Raw genomic sequence first — 18,046 nt, forward strand, 5'->3', positions numbered from 1 at the left:
TCGGGGCAAACTTCGCTCCATTCGGAGCGCCCTGCGGGGGAGGGCGTCCTCATGCCGCTCCGTTGCCCCTCCTCTCCCCACTGCAACCGCTTCGCTGGGTTGCAGCGGGGGACCCCATATGCGGACAGTTCGCACACTTGCGGGCCGAGAAGTGTTTTTTCCGCCGTACACGCCGCCGGAAAAACGGATTCCATTCTTTTCGCGCCTGCGGGTGCGAACGCTGCGAGGCTTCATAACAACTGAGGACCGCCGGACAGACACTCTGTCCGGCGGTCTTTTTGTCACCCCCGCCGCCCCGGCGCAATACAATGGAGCAGCGACAGGAGTGTGATGGATATGGCCTTTTCTGACCGGGAGCTGCTGGCGCGTCTGATCCAATGCGAGGCGGGAGGCGAGGGGGAAAACGGCATGAAGGCGGTGGCAGGCGTGGTGATGAACCGGGTCCACGCCCGGGGCGGCGAGTACGCCCGGGTGGGGCAGGGCAGCATCCGCAACATCATCTTCCAGCCCTACCAGTTCGTCTGCGCCAGCGAGACGGAGGGCGGCGCCTACAACCCCCAGAACATCTACAACATGCGGCCCGAGCAGATCCACTATGATATCGCCGACTGGGCCATTGCGGGGAACCGGCTGCCGGATGTGGCGGAGTCGCTGTGGTTCTACAATCCCTTTGGCCCCCAGTGCCGCTCCCGGTTCCCCAGCAACGTGGGGTACTGGCAGACGCGCATCGGCGACCACTGCTTTTACAACCCGACCGGTGTGTGGCAGCTGTGTAAGTCACGGCGCAGGTCAAACTCCACGTGCCGGTCCGGGTACAGGCGGACCTCCTGCAGCAAACAACGCCAGAAGTCCCGCCGGCCCGCCGGCTCCAGGGCCCGGTAGGCCGCCTGCCAGCCCTCCCGGGCCAGGGCCTCCAGCCGGGCGGGGTCCGTGCCTGCCGGCGGCGGGGCGGAGAGCCGGACCAGCCGCCGCTCCAGCGCCGTCCGGTCCGCCCGGTACTCATCCAGGGGCAGCGCCCCGCTGAGATACAGCTCCTTCAGCCGCGCCAGCCGCCGCCGCGCCGCCGCAATCTCCCCCTTCTCCGGCCCGCCGCCCCGGACGGGGCGGAACTCCGCCTCGTACCGGGACAGAGGCTCCTCCAGCGCTGCCAGCAGCTGCGATTCCATCTTCCGCTCCGACAGGTTGACGCCGTTGGGGCAGCTTTTGCGGCCGTAGTGGCCGGGGCAGTTGTAAAAGGGCACGCCGCCCCGGCTGTTGGCGCGGCCCCCCAGCCGGCAGCCGCACACGCCGCACACCGCCAGCCCGGAGAAGAGGTACACCCGCCCCTCCTTCGTCCGGCGGGCCGTCCGCCCCCGGAGGGATTGGATGCGGTCAAACTCCTCCCGGGTGACGTAGGGGGGACACATGCCCTCCACGCCGCAGAAGCGGCCGGCGTAGGCGGGATTGCCCAGCATTTTCCGGGCCAGGGGGTCCCCGATGGCAAGGCCCCGCTCCCGGGCGGCGGCCCGGGCCTCGCTGAGACTGACGGCGGTGAGGTACGTCCGGAAAAAGGCCTCCACCGCCGCCTCCGAGGCTTCGTCCCGCACCATGCGCTTTCCCTCCAGCCGGTAGCCGGTGGGGACGCTGCCGGTGGTAGGCTCCCGCCGCTGCCGCTTGGCGTCGAACACCATCCGGATCCGCTCGCCGGTGCGGTCCGCCTCGTCCTGGGCCACGGAGAGCATGATGTTGATTTTCAGCCGTCCGGCGGCGGTGGAGGTGTCGTAGTCCTCCAGGGTGGTTTTCCAGTTCACGTGGTACTGCTCCAGCACCTCCTGCACCTTGTAGTACTCCGCCACGCTGCGGAACCACCGGTCCAGCTTGGTGAACACGATCAGGTCGATTTTCCCCGCCCGGACGTCCCGGAGCATCCGCTGCAGCCCGGGGCGGCCGGCGGCCTTCTTCCGGGCGGAGACACCGGGGTCGGCGTAGCGGCCCACCACCTGCACCCCCGCCTGCCCGGCCCAGCGGTCCAGCTCCGCCTGCTGGGCCTCCAGGGACAGGCCGTGAATCTTCTGCTCTGCCGTGCTGACCCGGATATACAGGGCGGCCCGCAGCATCCGCAACCACCTCCTCAGAATTTGCCATAGGGAAACAAACGGGCTGTGGAAAAGTCGGACTTTTCCACAGCCTTTTCATCCTTTGTATCCGCTTTTCACGGGACCAGCCGGAACTGCTCATAGAGCTGCCGCTCCAGGGGCGAGCGGAGCCAGGCGTTCCGCTGCCGCAGGGACTGCATCCGCCGGGCCCGGCTCCGGGCCGTCTCCATGGGAATGTCGCACAGGGCGGCGATGTCCTCCGCCGTCCGGGCCTCCCTGGCCCAGAGAACGCAGGCGGGGGCCAGCAGCCGTTCGGCAAACCGGTCGGCGGCCAGCTCCAGCTTGGGGTCCGAGGGCGTCAGAAAGCGGCCCCGGGGCACCTCCGGCCCCACATGGCCCAGCAGAATGTGGCCCAGCTCGTGGGCAATGGTGAACCGCAGCTGCTGACGGGAGTCCCGCTCGTCAAAAAAGATCAGCAGCCGGCCGTCGGGATTGGCGTAGGCAAAGCCCGCCGCCTCCAGCAGCGGCTCCAGATGGTGCCGGCGCAGCAGCGCCTCGTTCTCCCCGTATTCGCACAGCTTCACCGACAGCTGCCGGGCGATGCCGGACACCGCCACCGGCAGCCGGTTCACCCCGCAGTCAATGAGACATTGCCAGCTGGCGTCGCGGCACTGCCGGTATTTTCCGTAGGCGGACATGCGCTCAGTCATGGAAGCGGCTCTCCCTGGCCTCCGACGCCAGATCAGGGGAGTTCTTCACCTCCAGCGGCTGGCCGGTGTAGTCATGGGCCGCCAGGGGCTGCGCTTTCCCGGCCTTCCGCTGCGGCAGCGGCACCCTGCGGGCCGGGGAGGCCTCCTCCGCCTGGGCTTTGCGCTGCAGCTCCAGCTCCACCACGTTCTGCACGGCTTTCCGGCCCCACTCGTCCAGCGAGTCAAAGTCCCGGGCCAGCTGCATGGCCGCGGCGGAAACGACCGGCGCACCGTCGCCGGAGAATTCCTCCAGCCCCAGCAGATAGTCGGTGGTCACGCCGAATTTCCGGGCGATTTCCACCAGATAGGTATGGCCCGGCTCCCGCTCGCCGTTTTCGTATTTGGTGATGGTGGCGTAGTTCCGCCCCAGCTCCTCTGCCAGCTGCCTGCGGGTGCAGCCGTGCTGCCTGCGGACCTCTTTCAGCTTTTCCGGAAGACTCACAGCCATCCCCTCCTTTGTGCCCCAATTATACCCCAATCTCTTTTTTTCTGTCAATTCTGTTTACCCGGTTTGGGTGGGTTTTGTCCATAACCCTCTTGATAAATATTCCATAATGGGATAAAATATGAACACACATTACCCAAAATGGGTAAATAGAGAAAGAGAGGTGTATCGCCGTGTTTCCCAACATCGAGGCGGAGAGAGTGCGCTGCGGACTGACCCGGGAGGCCATGGCGGAACAGCTGGGGGTGTCCCGGGGCACGCTGCGGAACTGGCTGCAGGGAAACACGGAGATCCCTGCGTCCAAGCTGGCGGAGATGGCCCGGCTGTTCCACTGTTCCTCGGACTACCTGCTGGGCCTGCGGGATTCCTGAGGGGTTTTCCCACCTCCGGCCGCATACAGTGTCCCGGGAGGGATGCGTATGCAGGAGGACATTTTTCAGCAGGCGCTGCGGCTTTTGTATGAGCGGCGGCTGGAGCAGCTGGGCCTTGCGGCCGCGGTGCGGGTGAAAAAGCGGGAGGGGGAACCGGACCGCCGCCCGTAGTATTACATATGCGCCACACCCCGACAGATGCGTATTATCAGACATGAAACGAGTGGAGAGGTGTGGAACCTATGGTGAATTGGAGCAATGAGATCATGCCCCGGGGCGGCTGGAGCGCCGGGGACCGGAGCGGCCCGGAGGGGCCGGAGGTGCTGTACTACGATGACCCGGCGGCCTCTGAGAGTGCCGGAGGGGCGTCCTCCGGCATGCGGGAGCGGAGCATGTCCCCGGACATGGGGCAGCGTCCGCCGGCAAACCCCCGGCTGGACATGCAGAATAACCTGCCGGACGCGGCGGTGACGTCTCCTTCCAGCGTGCAGGAGGCCTACATGGGAACCCTGAAGGCCACATTGCGGCAGAACAAGGGGGCCTACATGGTGGGGACCTTCCTGGTGGGGACCCAGAACACCGTGTCCTTCGAGGGCATTCTCTACGAGGTGGGCAACGACTACGTGACCATCTACCAGCCGGGGCGGGACCGGTATATCGTGTGCGACATCTACTCGCTGCGGTATATGGAGTTTTATGATACCCGCCGCCGGGAGCGGTGCGACGAGCTGCTGCGCCGGGAGGGCTACACGGGATAAAAGCCGTTGCATCCGGGGCGGGAGTGTGCTATCATGCGGCTATCAAACACACAAAGGAAGTGTACCTGTATGGATTTCAAGGAACTGGCCCAGGCCCGGTACTCCCTGCGGAAGTTCAGCGACAAGCCGGTGGAGCAGGAGAAGCTGGACCTGATTCTGGAGGCGGCCCGCTGCGCCCCCACCGCCCATAATCTCCAGCCCCAGCGGGTGCTGGTGCTCCGCAGCCCCGAGGCCCGGGAGAAGGCCCACAGAGCCACCCCCTTCCGCTTCGGCGAGCCGGTGCTGCTGATGGTGGCCTGCGACGAGGCGGCCTCCTGGCACCGGGAGTGCGACAATAAGGCCCACGGCCAGATCGACGCCGCCATCGCCGTCACCCAGATGATGCTGCAGGCGGCGGACCTGGGGCTGGGCACCACTTACGTGGGCGTGTTCGACCCGGAGGTGCTGCACGCGGAGTTCCCGGAGGAGCTGAAGGGCCTGACGCCCATCGCCCTGCTGCCCCTGGGCTATCCGGCGGAGGGCGCCCATCCCTCCCGGCTCCACGCCGACCGGAAGCCCCTGGAGGAGATTGTGAAGTATCTGTAATACCGCTCCGGCCAATGAAAAAGGACGTTCCCGGAAGGGCAATGTCATTAAGTTAAACTAAAAGCACAGCCGTTGAGGGACGGAGAACTGACTTCCGTTCCTTAACGGCTGTGCTGTTTTTGCGACTGCCTATTTAGATAAGGCCAAAATGATAAACAATCTGTAAACAAATCCAGATTTTGACGCTATTCGCTTTACAATTCGGTTTTTCTGCATATAATAAACTAAACGCCGTGATGAGCGGTGTTCGCAAGCAGAATTTGAGAAAGCCAAATTTGTGAGTATTATTTAGATTTAAGTGTTTTTGAGTATTTTTTGAGAGTCATTTGAAATAGCCAAATTAGCCAACATTGAGAGAATAGCCAAATAGCCAAAACAATAGTAGCGAACATACGGAACATCAAGCGTACGCGCCCAGCAGATGGGCGTGCGTTTGGTGTTCTTTTTTCATCCGGTGAATAATCACTTGGAGGCTATTCTCATGTCAATTGATTTACTCAGCATGGCACTCAATGCCGCACTCAGAGCCGCTACACAGAGCATCAGCGGCAAGGATTTTTCCCGCAAGCGTGTGCTTACGCCCGATACTGTCATGCGTCTTTTAATCAGCGCAGAGGGCGGCTCTTTAGATAAGATTTTGCATATCGCTGGCATTCAAGCCACCGCGTCTGCCCTTACGCAGCGCCGCGCTCAAATTCCGCCCGAACTGTTCCGCGCCGTTTTCACAAAGTTCAATTCCAGATGCGATGATACCGATTTCTTTCGCGGTTATCGCCTGTTGGCGGTAGATGGCACAGCAATCAATCTGCCCAGAAATCCAGATGCACCGTCCTTTGTCTGCAACGACAGTATTCCAAAGGGCGTGAATCAGCTTCACGCAACGCCGCTGTATGACATTCTCAGCCGTACCTTTGCCGATGTGGTCATTCAACCAGAGCCAAAGAAAGACGAAATCGGCGCATTAGTCACCATGCTGCAACGTAACGACTTCGAGGAAAAGACGCTGATTATAGCTGACCGTGGTTTTGAAAGCTATAATCTCATAGCGCATATCCTTGCAAAACAGAATGCAGACTTTCTTATCCGCGTAAAGCAAAGCCGTTCTGCCATGCGTGAGGTGGCAAAGCTGCCTATGCTGGAATTGGATTGCAATATCGGCTTCACTATCACAACCACGCAAACGAACGCCGATAAAGCGAACCACTACATACATCTGCAAGTGCCCCAAAAAAGCAAGGCGGGTTCCAAAACGCGGCGCGGGCGCTGGGACTTCCCCTCGCCGTATCCTATGCGTTTCCGCATCTGCCGCTTCCAGCTTGATAACGGCGAGTTTGAAACGGTAGCGACCTCGCTCCCCGCGTCCTTTGCGCTTGAGGACATCAAAGAATTGTATCATTTACGCTGGGGTTTGGAGACAGCTTTCCGCGATTTGAAGTACACGCTGGGACTTGTCAATCTCCACGGCAAATCCGACGCATTTGCAGAACAGGAGATATACGCCAGCTTGACCGCGTTCAACTTCGCAAGCCGTGTCTGCCATGAAGTCGTTATCCGTCAGCCGAAAGAGGGCATTTACGCCTACAAAATCCATTTCAGAATGGCGGTGACGCTTTGCAAAGAATATTTGCGAACACAGAATGCCGACAGCAACAAGCTGATGGAGGACATAGCGCGGTACACCGTTCCCATCCGACCGGGACGGCAAGACCAGCGCGACCTGCGGGTAAAGGGATTTCCCGGCTTTGTGTACCGGGTAGCCGCTTAAAAAATGAGGGGGTGGGGGTATCAACTTCCGCCCCCTCGCCACGTTTATTTTTGAAAATGCCTGTTTTCAGCGGTCAAAACAAGGGTTTTCAGAAAAAGAAATGTCGCCCTATCTTAACAGGGCATAAAAACGATGTGTCAGGTAATGATGAACGGCAAATCTCAACAAGTCGTGCAAATACAACAGAAATCAGCCTGTTTTTCACCAACAGGCGATAGTAAATGCATCTCGCAAAATATCAACAAGTCTTAGATAATGCTGTAAAAATGCCGAGATAGATTTTTGAGGGCTGGGTACTTTATGGAGAGATTTTCCAAAAAAGGGTCGTTAAGTTAAGAAACGATATGGACTCTCAACTTGTCAGCAGAACGCATAAAAAGTTGGCTGAATTTTGCCAAAAAAGTAATATCACAGACATAGTTTTCAATACCTGCGAGAATATCAACCAGTCCTTGTTATGCCTAAAAAATTTGCTGAAATGCGCTGAAATGGTGAAAATCTTAGAAAACACAACAAGCCGATGAAATGCAGTAAAAGTACAGCGATTTGTAGGAAAAGTCCATTTTCCCTTTGTGCCTTTCAATTTGGGTAAAACGATGGTATAATGTAATTCAAGAAGATAAACAGCCAGATATATTTATAGAGCTATTGATGCTTTTATCGAAGGATAGTCGGATTATGGAATTTAATGAAAAATTGCAGGAACTGAGAAAGCAAAAAGGGCTTACGCAGGAAGAACTTTCAGAAATACTATATGTTTCCCGTACTGCGATTTCAAAATGGGAATCAGGTAGAGGGTACCCAAATATCGATTCTTTGAAAGCAATATCAAAGTATTTTTCGGTATCCTTGGATGAATTGCTTTCCTGCGATGCAATACTTACGATTGCGGAAGAAGAAAACACGCAAAAAGAAATGCACTTTCGTAACTTGGTTTTTGGACTACTTGATTGCAGTGTGGCTATATTTCTCTTTCTTCCGTTCTTCGGTCAAAGAGTAGACGGCGTGATTCAAGAGGTCTCACTGCTCTCATTGACAGAAATGGAAACATATATAAAAATACCGTATTTCATGGTTGTTTTCGCCATGATTCTATGGGGCATATTGATTCTTGCACTGCAAAACTGCAAATCAACACTTTGGCTCCGCAGTAAGGATAAGGTTTCTTTAGGTTTGAGTGCAATAGGGGCGCTACTCTTTATGATTAGCTTACAGCCTTATGCGGCCATGTTTACATTTATTTTTTTGCTTATAAAGGCTCTAATGCTGATAAAATGGGCATGATACGATTCGTATCACGCATGTGACGCGCCAATTCTTTCATTCTTTCATCCGTCCGATTAGAGTGTATTCAGGCGAAGGCCAATACACTGTATAAGGATGAAGGAAAAATGAAGAAAAGAAGTCAAAAAAATCTTTGCGCCGCAATCGGGCTGCTTGCGTCATTTGTGCTATGGACGTTTGCAGTCAGCCATCTTGATGTGCAGACAATCGGGCCAAATGGCTCGTCCGTTGGTTTTGCTGCTTTGAATGGCTTTTTCCACAAGCTTACCGGGGTACACATGGCGCTCTATACGGTCACTGACTGGCTGGGACTGGTTCCTCTGTGCTTTGTGTTGGGTTTTGCACTCCTGGGACTGGTGCAACTGATTCAAAGAAGAAGTATTGTTAAGGTTGATTACAGCATTCTTGTTCTTGGCGGTTTTTATATCCTTGTTATGGTAGCCTATCTCTTATTCGAAGTGGTTGTAATAAATTACAGGCCAGTGCTGATTGACGGACGCATGGAGGCATCTTACCCATCTTCTACGACCATGCTTGTCATGTGTGTAATACCAACAGCCATGATGCAGTTGAATGCCCGAGTCAAGAATAAGACGATACAAAAAACCGTTCTCGGCATTCTTCTTGCATTTACCGTATTTATGGTTATTGGAAGATTGATCTCAGGCGTCCATTGGTTTACAGACATTGTTGGTGGTGCACTATTAAGTGCGGGACTGGTAATGCTGTATTATTCTGTAAGTAGTCTTTCAATTACAAAGACTTAAATAAATTCTAATTATCGAACAGATGCGTCCTTGACTTGCCGGGATATATTATAAAATGTGGCATCATGTAGAACGCATGACTCACTGCCGCATCAAAAAGCACCCACCTCAAATCAAACGGGGTGGGTGCTTTTTCGTGTTCGGCAAAAATTTTAACTTAATGACATTGCCCGGAAGGGAACGTCCTTTTTTACGTACGATTGGAAAAGCTATGGCTCAGAAGCGGCGGCGTCCCCGGTAGTTGCGCTGGCGGTGAACGCTCTTGCCGTAGCGGTAGCGCCGGCGGCCCACCGTCAGCTTCCACAGCACCGCGGCCGCAATCAGCAGAACGATCAGCACGCAGACCACCCGGACGGCGGTGCGGCCGAAGAATTCCCGGACCTGCTTCTGCATCACCAGGGAGCGGGAGGCCTCCACGCCGGCCACCGCCACCAGCGGCACCGTGGCGTAAACCGTGCCGCCGTAGGACAGCTCCACCTCCGCCAGCTGCTGGCCCTGCTCCACCGGGGCCTCCACGCTCTTGGAGCGGAAGCGGATGTTCCGCTTCAGGTCCTCCGCGGTGAGAATCTTGGGCATCAGCACCTCCACCTCCTCAGTGCAGTGGAGGGCCACGTTGCTGGCCTCCTTGGACAGCGTCACCGGCACGGAGGCCAGCAGATCGTTGGGGGTCAGCACCACCTTGTAGGCGAAGTTCTCAAAGCCCCAGTCAAACAGCCGGGTGGTTTCGGAGAAGCTGCGGACGTTGGCCCGGTTGGTGGCGGGGTCCACCACCCGCTCCGCCCCCAGCACCACGCTGATGAAGCTGAGACTGCCCTTGGCGGCGGAGGACACCAGGCAGTGGCCCGCCTCGGTGGTGGAGCCGGTTTTGATGCCGTGGGCGTTGGAATAGCGGTAGCCGATGGCCCGCCAGTTGCTCAGCAGGTAGTTGGTGGTGTACAGCGTCCGCTCAGAGGACAGGTTGGTGGCGGGAAGGGTGATCTGGGCGGTGTCGCAGATGGTCATGAATTTCTCGTGGGTCAGGGCCTCCCGGGTGATGAGGTACAGGTCCCAGGCGGAGGTGTAGTGGGAGCCGTCATGGAGGCCGGTGGCGTTGACGAAGTGGGTGTTTCTGCACCCCAGCTCCTGGGCCCGGCGGTTCATGGCGTCCACAAACTGGCTGACGGAGCCGGACACCTTCTCCGCCAGAATGTTGCAGGCCTCGTTGGCGGACACCACCAGCATGCAGTACAGCAGCTCCTCCACCGTCAGCACCTCGCCCGCCTTGATGTTGGCGGAGGAGCCGTCCCGGGACAGGTCATCCCAGGCGGATTCCTGAGCGGTCACCGGGGTGTCCATGGCCAGGCGGCCGCTGTCCACCGCCTCCAGCACCAGCAGGGCGGTCATAATTTTGGTGAGGCTGGCGGGGGCCAGCTCCTCGTGCTCATTCAGGCCGTACAGAATGGCGCCGGTCTTTTCGTCTACCAGCAGCGCCGCCTTGGCCAGAATATTGGGGTCCTCCACGGACTTCTCGTCCCCGTCCGCCAGGGCGGCGGGGGAGGCAAACAGGGTGAACAGCAGCGTCACCAGCAAAAAAACAGAGAAAAAACGGCGAGTTTTCATAGGCATTGCTCTCCATATATGCTATAATCAGAAGCGGACGCGGCGGAGAGACCTCCGCTCAGAGTCCGACAGAAACCGACGGGTTTTCCTCCAGTATAGCAAATCCCCGGCGGGAGTTCAACTGCCGGCAGGCGGGGAAATCCGGGAAAACAGGAAAAAAGTTTTGTCTCCCGGCGGGGGACAGGGACGGATCAAAGGAGTTTGAGGCATGGCAAAGATCCTGGTGGTAGATGACGAAAAGCTGCTGGTAAAGGGCATGAAGTTCAACCTGGAGAACGAGGGCTACGAGGTGGAGTGCGCCTATGACGGCGCCGCCGCCGTGGAGCTGGCCCGGAGCTGCCGGTTCGACTGCATCATCCTGGACGTGATGATGCCGGAGCTGGACGGCATCGAGGCCTGCATGCGCATCCGGGAGGTCTCCAACGTGCCGGTGATCATGCTCACCGCCAAAAGCGAGGACGCCGACAAGCTGATGGGCTTTGAGTCCGGGGCGGACGACTACCTGACCAAGCCCTTCAACATCCTGGAGCTGAAGGCCCGGGTCCGGGCGCTGCTGCGCCGGGCGGCCGGCGCCCAGCGGTCTGCCGGAACGGTGCTGCAGGCGGGCCACATCGCCCTGAACACCGAGGAGCGCACCGCCGCGAAAAACGGGGAGCCGGTGGACCTCACCGCCAAAGAATATGACCTGATGGAGCTGCTGATGCGCAATCCCCGGCGGGTGTACAGCCGGGAGAACCTGATGAACGTGGTGTGGGGCTACGCCTACGGCGGCGATTACCGCACGGTGGACGTGCACATCCGCCGCCTGCGGGAGAAGCTGGAGAACAACCCGGCGGAGCCGGAATATATCCTGACCAAGTGGGGAGTGGGGTACTATTTCAAGGGATAGACGCGGAGGGGTCACCTCCCTGCGGAGCAAGTTCATCCTCAGCTATATCCTGGTCATCGCGGCGGTGCTGATGGTGCTGAACATCTACCCGCCCCTGGTGTCGGAGGATCTGGTGTTCCGCTCCAAAACCGCCACGCTGCAGAGCAGCGTCTCGGTGATCGTGTCCTCCCTGTCGGGGCTGGACCGGCTGACGGAGGAAAACGTGACCTCCGCCATGACGGTGGCGGAGGAGGCGGGATTGTCCCGCATTCTGGTGACCGACGGCGCCGGGCGCATCCTGTATGACACCCGGGAGACCGGCAGCGCCGTGGGGCAGTACGCCTTTTACACCGAGGTGGTCCAGGCCCTGCTGGGCAGGGACGCCGCCGCCTGCAGCTACAAGAATGGGGCCTTCCGCAGCCGGGCGGCCTCGCCGGTGCTGTATCAGAACCAGATCATCGGCGCGGTGTACGCCTATGAGTACGATACGGAGAAGGCCGCCATGCTGGCGGGCTTCCAGAACAACCTGTTCAACCTGTCCATGGTCATCGGCGCGGTGGTGCTGGTGTTCTCCGTGGTGCTCTCCACCACCCTGACCCGCCAGATCGGCGAGCTGCTGGAGGCCATCCGGAAGGTGCGGGAGGGCGCCTACAGCCACCGGGCGGTGGTCCGGGGGCGGGACGAGATTGCCCAGCTGGGCGAGGAATTCAACAGCCTGACGGACCGGCTGCAAAAGACGGAGGAGGCCCGCCGCCGGTTCGTGTCCGACGCCTCCCACGAGCTGAAAACGCCTCTGGCGGCTATCCGGCTGCTGTCGGACTCCATTCTCCAGACGGAGAACATCGACCCGGAGACCACCCGGGAGTTTGTGGCGGACATCGGCAAGGAGGCGGAGCGGCTCAGCCGCATCACCGAGGACCTGCTGCGCCTGACCCGGCTGGACAGCGACGTGCTGGAGGCGGCCTCCGCGGTGGAGGTGCTGCCGGTGGTGCAGCAGGTGGTGCGGATGATGGAGCTGATCGCCGAGGAGCGGAACATCACCATCACCTACCAGGCGGAGGAGGGCTGCTTTGTCCGCTCCACCCGGGACGAGCTGTATCAGATTATCTACAACCTGGCGGACAACGCCGTGAAGTACGACCGGGACGGCGGCCACGTGGAAATCCGGCTGAAGCGGGACCGGAGCTGGGCTGTGCTGACGGTGGCGGATGACGGCGTGGGCATTCCCCAGGAGGACCTGTCCCTGATTTTCCAGCGGTTCTACCGGGTGGACATGGCCCGATCCCGGGCCGCCGGCGGCACCGGTCTGGGCCTTGCCATTGTGCGGGACACGGTGGAAAAGCGGGGCGGCTCCGTGCGGGCGGACAACCGTCCGGAGGGCGGCGCGGTGTTTACCGTCCGCTGGCCCCTGATCCGGGAAGGAGGCGCGGAATGAAGCGCAAACGCTGGTTTACGGTGATTTTCTGCCTGCTGCTGGTGCTGCCGGTGGGGTATGTCCTGGGCAGCCGGGAGACGCCGGAGCAGCCCGGCACCTACAATCTTTACTACCGGCTCCGGGACCTGGAGGGCGCCGGCGGCGGCGACGCCGTGGCGCCGGAGCCCAGCGAGGTGCCGATGGACACCCGGCTGGCGCCGGAGGAGTCCGCCCGGCTGCTGCTGGAGCGGCTGCTGGCCGGTCCGGCGTCGGAGAACCTGGTGACCCCCTTTCCCAGCGGCACCGCGCTGCTGGATCTGACGGTGGCGGGCACCCAGGCCAAGGCGGACCTTTCCCGGGCCTACAGCGCCCTGTCCGGCGTGGAGCTGTCCCTGGCGGACTACTGCATCGCCCTGACGCTGACCCAGATTCCCGGCATCCGCACCGTGTCCGTCACGGTGAACGGCCAGGACCTGGCCTACCGCTCCAACCAGGTGTTCCGGCTCCGGGACGTGCTGCTGTCCACCACGGAGGACGTGGTGGGCACGGTGGACGTGACGCTGTACTTCCTCAGTGAGAGCGGCGCGCTGGTGGGCGAGGAGCGGACACTGGACCTGTACGAGGGTGACACCCGGGCCGAGACGCTGGTGCGGGCGCTGCTCTCCGGCCCGGAGACCAAGGGCCTCACCTCCGCCATTCCCGAGGGCTTTGACGTCCGGTCCATCCGGGTGGAGGACGGGGAGTGCTTTGTGAACCTGGCCTCCTCCATGCTCAGCGCGCTGCCGGCGGAGGCGGACCTGCGTCAGGCGGTGCGGGCGCTGTCGGAGTCCCTGGTGTCCCTGGAGACGGTGGACGGCGTGCGGCTGCTGGTGGACGGCGAGCTGGTGAACACCGAGAGCGGAACGCTGGAAGAGCAGCTCTTCGGCGGAAACGGATAAGAGACAGGAAGCGATTTGATTTTTTTCCGGACGGCACCCGTCCGGAACGCTACGGGAGATATTTCATGGAGTATGAGTTTCAACAGACCACCCCGGAGGAACGGCGGGCCCGGCGGCAGCAGCGGGAGCAGGCCCGGCGGGCCAGGCGCCGCCGCCAGCGGCTCCGGCTGCTGAAGCGGGCGCTGCCGCCGCTGGTGCTGGCGGCGATTCTGCTGACGGCGGCGGGATGGAAGTGCCTGCGGGGCGGAGAAGAGCCGCCTGCGGAGGAGGCGGCAGCCCTGATGCAGATGATGCCGGCGGTGACGGCGGAGCCGGAACCGGAGCCGGGACCCTACGTGCCGAAGCAGGCGGCGCGGCCGGCGGTGATCAGTGAGGAAATGACCAGCCAGTACGCCGTGGTGCTGGACCTGTCCACAGACACCATTCTGGCAGGCAGGAACGCCGACACCGTCATCAACCCCGCCTCCATGACCAAGATTCTGACGGTGCTGGTGGCGGCGGAGCAGGTGAAAAACCTGGAGGACACCTTCACCATCCCCATTGCCATCACCGATTACAGCTTCTCCAACGGGTGCAGCGTGGCGGGATTTGAGCTGGGGGAGACGGTCACCGTCCGGGATCTGTTCTACGCCACCGTGCTGCCCTCCGGCGCTGACGGCGCCCTGGGGCTGGCGTACTACGTCTCCGGCTCCCAGGAGGCCTTCATGGAGCTGATGAATGAGAAGCTGGAGGAGCTGGGGCTGTCGGACACCGCCCACTTCACCAACTGCGTGGGCATCTACGACCAGAACCACCACTGCACCGTTACCGACATGGCCCTGATGCTGAAGGCGGCCATGGAGAATGACTTCTGCCGGGAGGTGCTGTCCGCCCGGACCTACACCACCTCCGCCACGGAGCAGCATCCGGAGGGGATGCTGCTGTCCAACTGGTTCCTGCGGCGCATTGAGGACAAGGACGATGACGCCGTCATGCCCGTGGTGGGCGGCAAAACCGGATACGTGGTCCAGTCCGGCAACTGCGCCGCCAGCTTCGGCATCTCGCCGGAGGGCCGGGAACTGATCTGCGTCACCGCCGACGCCTCCGGCGTCTGGCGCTGCATCTACGATCACGTGGCCCTGTATCAGCAGTTCGGCGGGGCGTAAAAGGGTAAAACAGTCTCCGGAGCAGTGTGCTCCGGAGACTGTTTCAATTCATGGCAGGATTTTATACTTTTTCAGCAGCTCCACCCGCTGCCGGCCGATGGTCAGGCTCTCCCGGGCGGCGGAGGCGGGGGCCTCCTTCCCGTACCGGACGATGCGCTGGACGTAGGCCATGGGCAGCAGGAGGGGATGGCGCTTCAGATAGGGGAAGCGGCCCTCCAGGTCCTTCCGGGCGGGGAACAGCGTCCGCAGCACCTGCCGGGACCGGCCGCCGCCGGAGGCGGCGGCAAGGGTGATTCGGCTGCTGTGCTGCCGGGCCTCGCTGTTTCCACCATACACGCCGCCGGACAGCAGGTCCGCCAGCAGGTCGCCGCAGTCCGGGCCGCCGGAGAGGGAGTCCAGCCACGCTTCCGCCGCCGGACCGAAGTCCCGGACGCCCAGGTGCTGCCGGCCGATTTCCAGCAGACCGGCGGCGAACACGTCGGCCCGGACCTCCCGCAGGCTTGCCGTCAGGGCGGGCCAGTGGATTTCCCTGCCGTAGGCCGCGGCGTACAGGCAGATGTCGCAGACCTGCCGGATGCCGAAGCCGGAGTGGAGGAAGTGCTTGAAGCTGTGGAGAATCAGGTACAGCAGGTGGTCCTGGGGGCACAGCGTCCGCAGGACGCAGCCCTCCGCCGTCACCTCGATGCTCCGGGCGAAGGCGCCGTCGAAAAACCGGTTCAGCCCGCCGTAGGCCCGGGAGTCCGGGGGAAAGAGGGTCCGATGGACCTCCAGATAAAGCCCCGTCTCCGGCTGGCGGCAGGCGGCCACCGGGTCCCCCTCCAGAAGGGAGACCGCGAAGCCCATCTGCTCCAGGGCTTCCAGCAGGGCCGGAAACTGCTCCGGCGGGCAGAGCAGGTCCTCGTCCGCCGAGGGACGCAGCTCCGGCCGGGGATACAGCGCCCGGCAGACGGCGCCCTTCACCACCAGAGGCTCCAGCCCCCGGGCGGACAGGTCCCCGTACACCCGGGCAAAGGCGGCGGCCCGCCGGAACTGCAGCGCCGCGGTCCGGGCGGCGCTGCGGCGGATTTCCGGGGGAATTTCCACCCCGGAGCGGGACAGGGCCTCCGCCGCCATGGGCAGCACCTTCTGCTCCGCCGCCAGCGCCCAGAACCGCTGCCGCTCTCCGTCATCGGTGAGCAGCACCTCCGGCGCGCCGTTTCGCAGGAAGGCCCGCAGGGCCTCCAGCAGCTGTTGTTCATGACGCTCCAAGGCCCGTTCCTCCTTCCGTTTGCCCGCTTTGGGGCAGCAGATCCAGAATCATAATCTCCGGCGGGTTCCGGAACCGGGGCCGCCCCGGCTCGGAACCCAGACCGCTGGTGATGGCCAGGCGCACCTGCTCCTTCTGATACAGGCCGTGGACGTAGGCGGGGAACAGCCCCTGGTCGCCGCCGTACACGCCGCCCAGCACCGGCAGCACCGCCTGCCCGCCGTGAAGGTGGCCGCTGACCGCCAGCTCCACGCCCCAGGTGGCGGCGGCCTCCCCGAAAATCATGGTGTCCGGCCGGTGGGACAGCAGAACGCGGCAGCGGTCCGTGGCCTGGAACTTCGTGAGAAAGCCGTACACCGCCGGGTCCATCCGCGCCGGGTCGCAGGTGTTGTAATCGTCCATGGCGAAGGCGTACTCATACAGCCCGCCCAGCCGCAGCGCCGCGCCGTTGACGGTGATGTCTGCGTAGTCCAGCTCCAGCACCGTGGCGCCCGCCGCCTCCAGCTCCGGCTGCAGCGGGGAGGTGCCGGCGGCCAGATAGTCCAGCTCGTGGTTGCCCCAGGCGAAGTACACCGGCGCGATCTCCGACAGCCGGGTCACCAGGGCCGTCAGGCGCCGGCTGTCGGGGGAGGCGGCGTTGAGCATGTCCCCCAGAAGAAAAATCAGGTCCGGCTCCTCCGCCGCCACCCGCTCCGCCAGAGTCCGGCCGCCCTCCCCGAATTCCGTGTCGTGGAGGTCCGACAGCACCGCCGCCCGCACCGGGGCGGTGAGCCGGGGCAGGGGCACCTCCCACCGCTCCGCGGTCAGGGCATAGCGGGAGGAGAGAAAGCCGTTGGCGGTCCACAGCGCCAGCGCCAGCAGCGCCGCGGCGCCCAGCCATCTGAGTCTGCCGCCGTACTTTGCCATGGCCGTCCCCCCGTTCCGTGTTTTTGCTATTTTAGCATGCTCCGGCGGAAATAACAAGCTTCTCCCGCTGACGGACACTGTCCGCCGGCGGAGGAGGGCGGAAGGTATGATCTATTTCCGGCACCGCCGGGGAAAACCAACGGGAAACCCAGGAAACACAAGGGGTCTTTTTTGCTTTACCGGGGGGAATTTCTGATTTTTTGTCAATTCTTCACAAATATTTATTTGCGAATCGTGGACATTTGTACTTGCAAAAGGGACGCCCTGTATGCTATCATACCCATTGTCCACAAGGGAGTGGTTGTGCCGAAAACTGCGGCCCGCGTGGGATCTCTGGAGAGTTCCCGTTCAACGGGGCGCCGAAGGTGTAAGCCGGCTGAGGCCGGTGATCTCTCAGGCAAAAGGACAGAGTTTGCGGTCGGCGCTTCCGCCCGCGTGCTTGCGTGCCTGATTCTCCGGAGTAACTGACTTGTTCAGTTACTCTTTTTTTCATGCCCCGGCGGGGTGTGAAAGAAACGGCCGCCGGGAGAGTCCCGGGGCCCCAAAATTCACAGCGCCCGTCCTCTCAGCGGCGGACGGATGCGCGTAAAAAACGGCGGGGACGCCGCTTTTTACAAGTTTTAGGAGGAGAATTTATGTTACTATCCATCGTTCAGACCATCAATGCGTACCTTTCCGACTACATTCTGGTGTTTTTGCTGGTGGGCGTCGGCCTGTGGTACTCCATCCAGACCCGGTTCGTGCAGATCCGCTGCTTCGGCGAGGGCATGCGGAAAGTGTTCGGCAACCTGTCCCTCAACGGCCGGAAGCATGACAGCGGCATGAGCTCCTTCCAGGCGCTGGCCACCGCCATCGCCGCCCAGGTGGGCACCGGCAACATCGTGGGCGCCAGCGGCGCCATCCTCACCGGCGGCCCCGGCGCCATCTTCTGGATGTGGATCATCGCCTTCTTCGGCATGGCCACCATCTATGCAGAGGCCGTGTTGGCCCAGGAGACCCGCGTCGTCCACGAGGACGGTTCCGTCTCCGGCGGCCCGGTCTATTACATCAAGCGGGCGTTTAACAACGGCTTCGGGACGTTCCTGGCTGTGTTCTTCGCCATCGCCATCACCCTGGCGCTGGGCTTCATCG

General features: G+C 61.3%; 18 protein-coding genes, 1 pseudogene and 1 riboswitch. Of the genes and pseudogenes, 13 read left to right on the forward strand and 6 right to left on the reverse strand.

What is annotated here, in order from left to right:
* Positions 1–336: 336 nt before the first annotated feature.
* Positions 337–765, forward strand: a pseudogene (locus SOX55_RS03605) (cell wall hydrolase); the annotation flags it as partial.
* Here SOX55_RS03605 and SOX55_RS03610 read toward each other — a convergent pair.
* The 3 genes from SOX55_RS03610 to SOX55_RS03620 all read right to left on the reverse strand — a co-directional run bounded on the left by SOX55_RS03610 (position 744) and on the right by SOX55_RS03620 (position 3,266).
* The gene (locus SOX55_RS03610) at positions 744–2,096 is read right to left on the reverse strand and encodes a recombinase family protein (protein ID WP_325286071.1); all 1,353 of its coding nucleotides are present in this window, start codon (positions 2,094–2,096) and stop codon (positions 744–746) included. The pseudogene SOX55_RS03605 and the gene SOX55_RS03610 sit on opposite strands and share 22 nt — an antisense overlap.
* Positions 2,097–2,191: 95 nt before the next feature.
* Positions 2,192–2,785 carry an ImmA/IrrE family metallo-endopeptidase gene (locus tag SOX55_RS03615; protein ID WP_325286072.1) on the reverse strand — a complete coding sequence of 198 codons (594 nt, stop codon included), beginning with the start codon at positions 2,783–2,785 and terminating at the stop codon, positions 2,192–2,194.
* Positions 2,778–3,266: a helix-turn-helix domain-containing protein gene (locus SOX55_RS03620; RefSeq protein WP_325286073.1), complete on the reverse strand. Its 489-nt coding sequence runs from the start codon at positions 3,264–3,266 to the stop codon at positions 2,778–2,780. The genes SOX55_RS03615 and SOX55_RS03620 overlap by 8 nt, the downstream gene beginning before the upstream one ends.
* A gap of 176 nt (positions 3,267–3,442) precedes the next feature.
* Here SOX55_RS03620 and SOX55_RS03625 point away from each other — a divergent pair, with 176 nt between their 5' ends.
* The 7 genes from SOX55_RS03625 (at position 3,443) to SOX55_RS03655 (ending at position 8,799) form a co-directional block, all read left to right on the forward strand.
* The gene (locus SOX55_RS03625) at positions 3,443–3,640 is read left to right on the forward strand and encodes a helix-turn-helix domain-containing protein (protein ID WP_325286074.1); all 198 of its coding nucleotides are present in this window, start codon (positions 3,443–3,445) and stop codon (positions 3,638–3,640) included.
* Positions 3,641–3,688: 48 nt separating this feature from the next.
* A complete protein-coding gene (locus SOX55_RS03630; RefSeq protein ID WP_325286075.1) occupies positions 3,689–3,811 on the forward strand; it encodes a hypothetical protein in 123 nt (40 codons plus the stop codon).
* 71 nt (positions 3,812–3,882) lie between these two features.
* Positions 3,883–4,398 (forward strand): hypothetical protein, encoded by a 516-nt coding sequence (locus tag SOX55_RS03635; RefSeq protein ID WP_325286076.1) that lies wholly within the window; start codon positions 3,883–3,885, stop codon positions 4,396–4,398.
* A 69-nt stretch (positions 4,399–4,467) separates the two neighbouring features.
* Positions 4,468–4,983 carry a nitroreductase family protein gene (locus tag SOX55_RS03640; RefSeq protein WP_325286077.1) on the forward strand — a complete coding sequence of 172 codons (516 nt, stop codon included), beginning with the start codon at positions 4,468–4,470 and terminating at the stop codon, positions 4,981–4,983.
* A gap of 421 nt (positions 4,984–5,404) precedes the next feature.
* Positions 5,405–6,748: an IS4 family transposase gene (locus SOX55_RS03645; protein WP_325286078.1), complete on the forward strand. Its 1,344-nt coding sequence runs from the start codon at positions 5,405–5,407 to the stop codon at positions 6,746–6,748.
* A gap of 678 nt (positions 6,749–7,426) precedes the next feature.
* A complete protein-coding gene (locus SOX55_RS03650; protein WP_325286079.1) occupies positions 7,427–8,032 on the forward strand; it encodes a helix-turn-helix domain-containing protein in 606 nt (201 codons plus the stop codon).
* A 107-nt stretch (positions 8,033–8,139) separates the two neighbouring features.
* Positions 8,140–8,799 (forward strand): phosphatase PAP2 family protein, encoded by a 660-nt coding sequence (locus tag SOX55_RS03655; RefSeq protein WP_325286080.1) that lies wholly within the window; start codon positions 8,140–8,142, stop codon positions 8,797–8,799.
* A 216-nt stretch (positions 8,800–9,015) separates the two neighbouring features.
* Here SOX55_RS03655 and SOX55_RS03660 read toward each other — a convergent pair whose 3' ends face one another.
* Entirely contained in the window at positions 9,016–10,398 is a 1,383-nt protein-coding gene (locus SOX55_RS03660; RefSeq protein ID WP_325286081.1) for a D-alanyl-D-alanine carboxypeptidase family protein, read from the reverse strand.
* A gap of 208 nt (positions 10,399–10,606) precedes the next feature.
* On the opposite strand from SOX55_RS03660, the gene SOX55_RS03665 reads away from it, so the two are divergent.
* The 4 genes from SOX55_RS03665 (at position 10,607) to SOX55_RS03680 (ending at position 14,763) form a co-directional block, all read left to right on the forward strand.
* Positions 10,607–11,287 (forward strand): response regulator transcription factor, encoded by a 681-nt coding sequence (locus tag SOX55_RS03665; protein WP_325286082.1) that lies wholly within the window; start codon positions 10,607–10,609, stop codon positions 11,285–11,287.
* A gap of 70 nt (positions 11,288–11,357) precedes the next feature.
* Positions 11,358–12,701, forward strand: coding sequence for a sensor histidine kinase (locus tag SOX55_RS03670; protein WP_325286083.1), 1,344 nt, complete (start codon positions 11,358–11,360; stop codon positions 12,699–12,701).
* Entirely contained in the window at positions 12,698–13,618 is a 921-nt protein-coding gene (locus tag SOX55_RS03675) for a GerMN domain-containing protein (RefSeq protein ID WP_325286084.1), read from the forward strand. The genes SOX55_RS03670 and SOX55_RS03675 overlap by 4 nt, the downstream gene beginning before the upstream one ends.
* A gap of 65 nt (positions 13,619–13,683) precedes the next feature.
* Positions 13,684–14,763, forward strand: coding sequence for a D-alanyl-D-alanine carboxypeptidase family protein (locus SOX55_RS03680; RefSeq protein WP_325286085.1), 1,080 nt, complete (start codon positions 13,684–13,686; stop codon positions 14,761–14,763).
* Positions 14,764–14,811: 48 nt separating this feature from the next.
* Here the strand turns inward: SOX55_RS03680 and SOX55_RS03685 are convergent, their stop codons facing one another.
* Both SOX55_RS03685 and SOX55_RS03690 read right to left on the reverse strand, forming a co-directional pair.
* Positions 14,812–16,011 (reverse strand): nucleotidyltransferase domain-containing protein, encoded by a 1,200-nt coding sequence (locus tag SOX55_RS03685; protein WP_325286086.1) that lies wholly within the window; start codon positions 16,009–16,011, stop codon positions 14,812–14,814.
* The gene (locus SOX55_RS03690) at positions 15,998–16,915 is read right to left on the reverse strand and encodes a metallophosphoesterase (RefSeq protein ID WP_325286087.1); all 918 of its coding nucleotides are present in this window, start codon (positions 16,913–16,915) and stop codon (positions 15,998–16,000) included. Before SOX55_RS03690 ends, SOX55_RS03685 begins: the two co-directional genes overlap by 14 nt.
* 323 nt (positions 16,916–17,238) lie before the next feature.
* Positions 17,239–17,334, forward strand: a riboswitch (glycine riboswitch).
* Between the two features lie 216 nt (positions 17,335–17,550).
* Here SOX55_RS03690 and SOX55_RS03695 point away from each other — a divergent pair.
* Positions 17,551–18,046, forward strand: a 496-nt coding sequence (locus SOX55_RS03695; RefSeq protein WP_325286088.1) for an alanine:cation symporter family protein, incomplete at its 3' end; no start/stop codon positions are given.

Source organism: Dysosmobacter sp., assembly GCF_034093755.1.
GTDB lineage: Bacteria > Bacillota > Clostridia > Oscillospirales > Oscillospiraceae > Oscillibacter.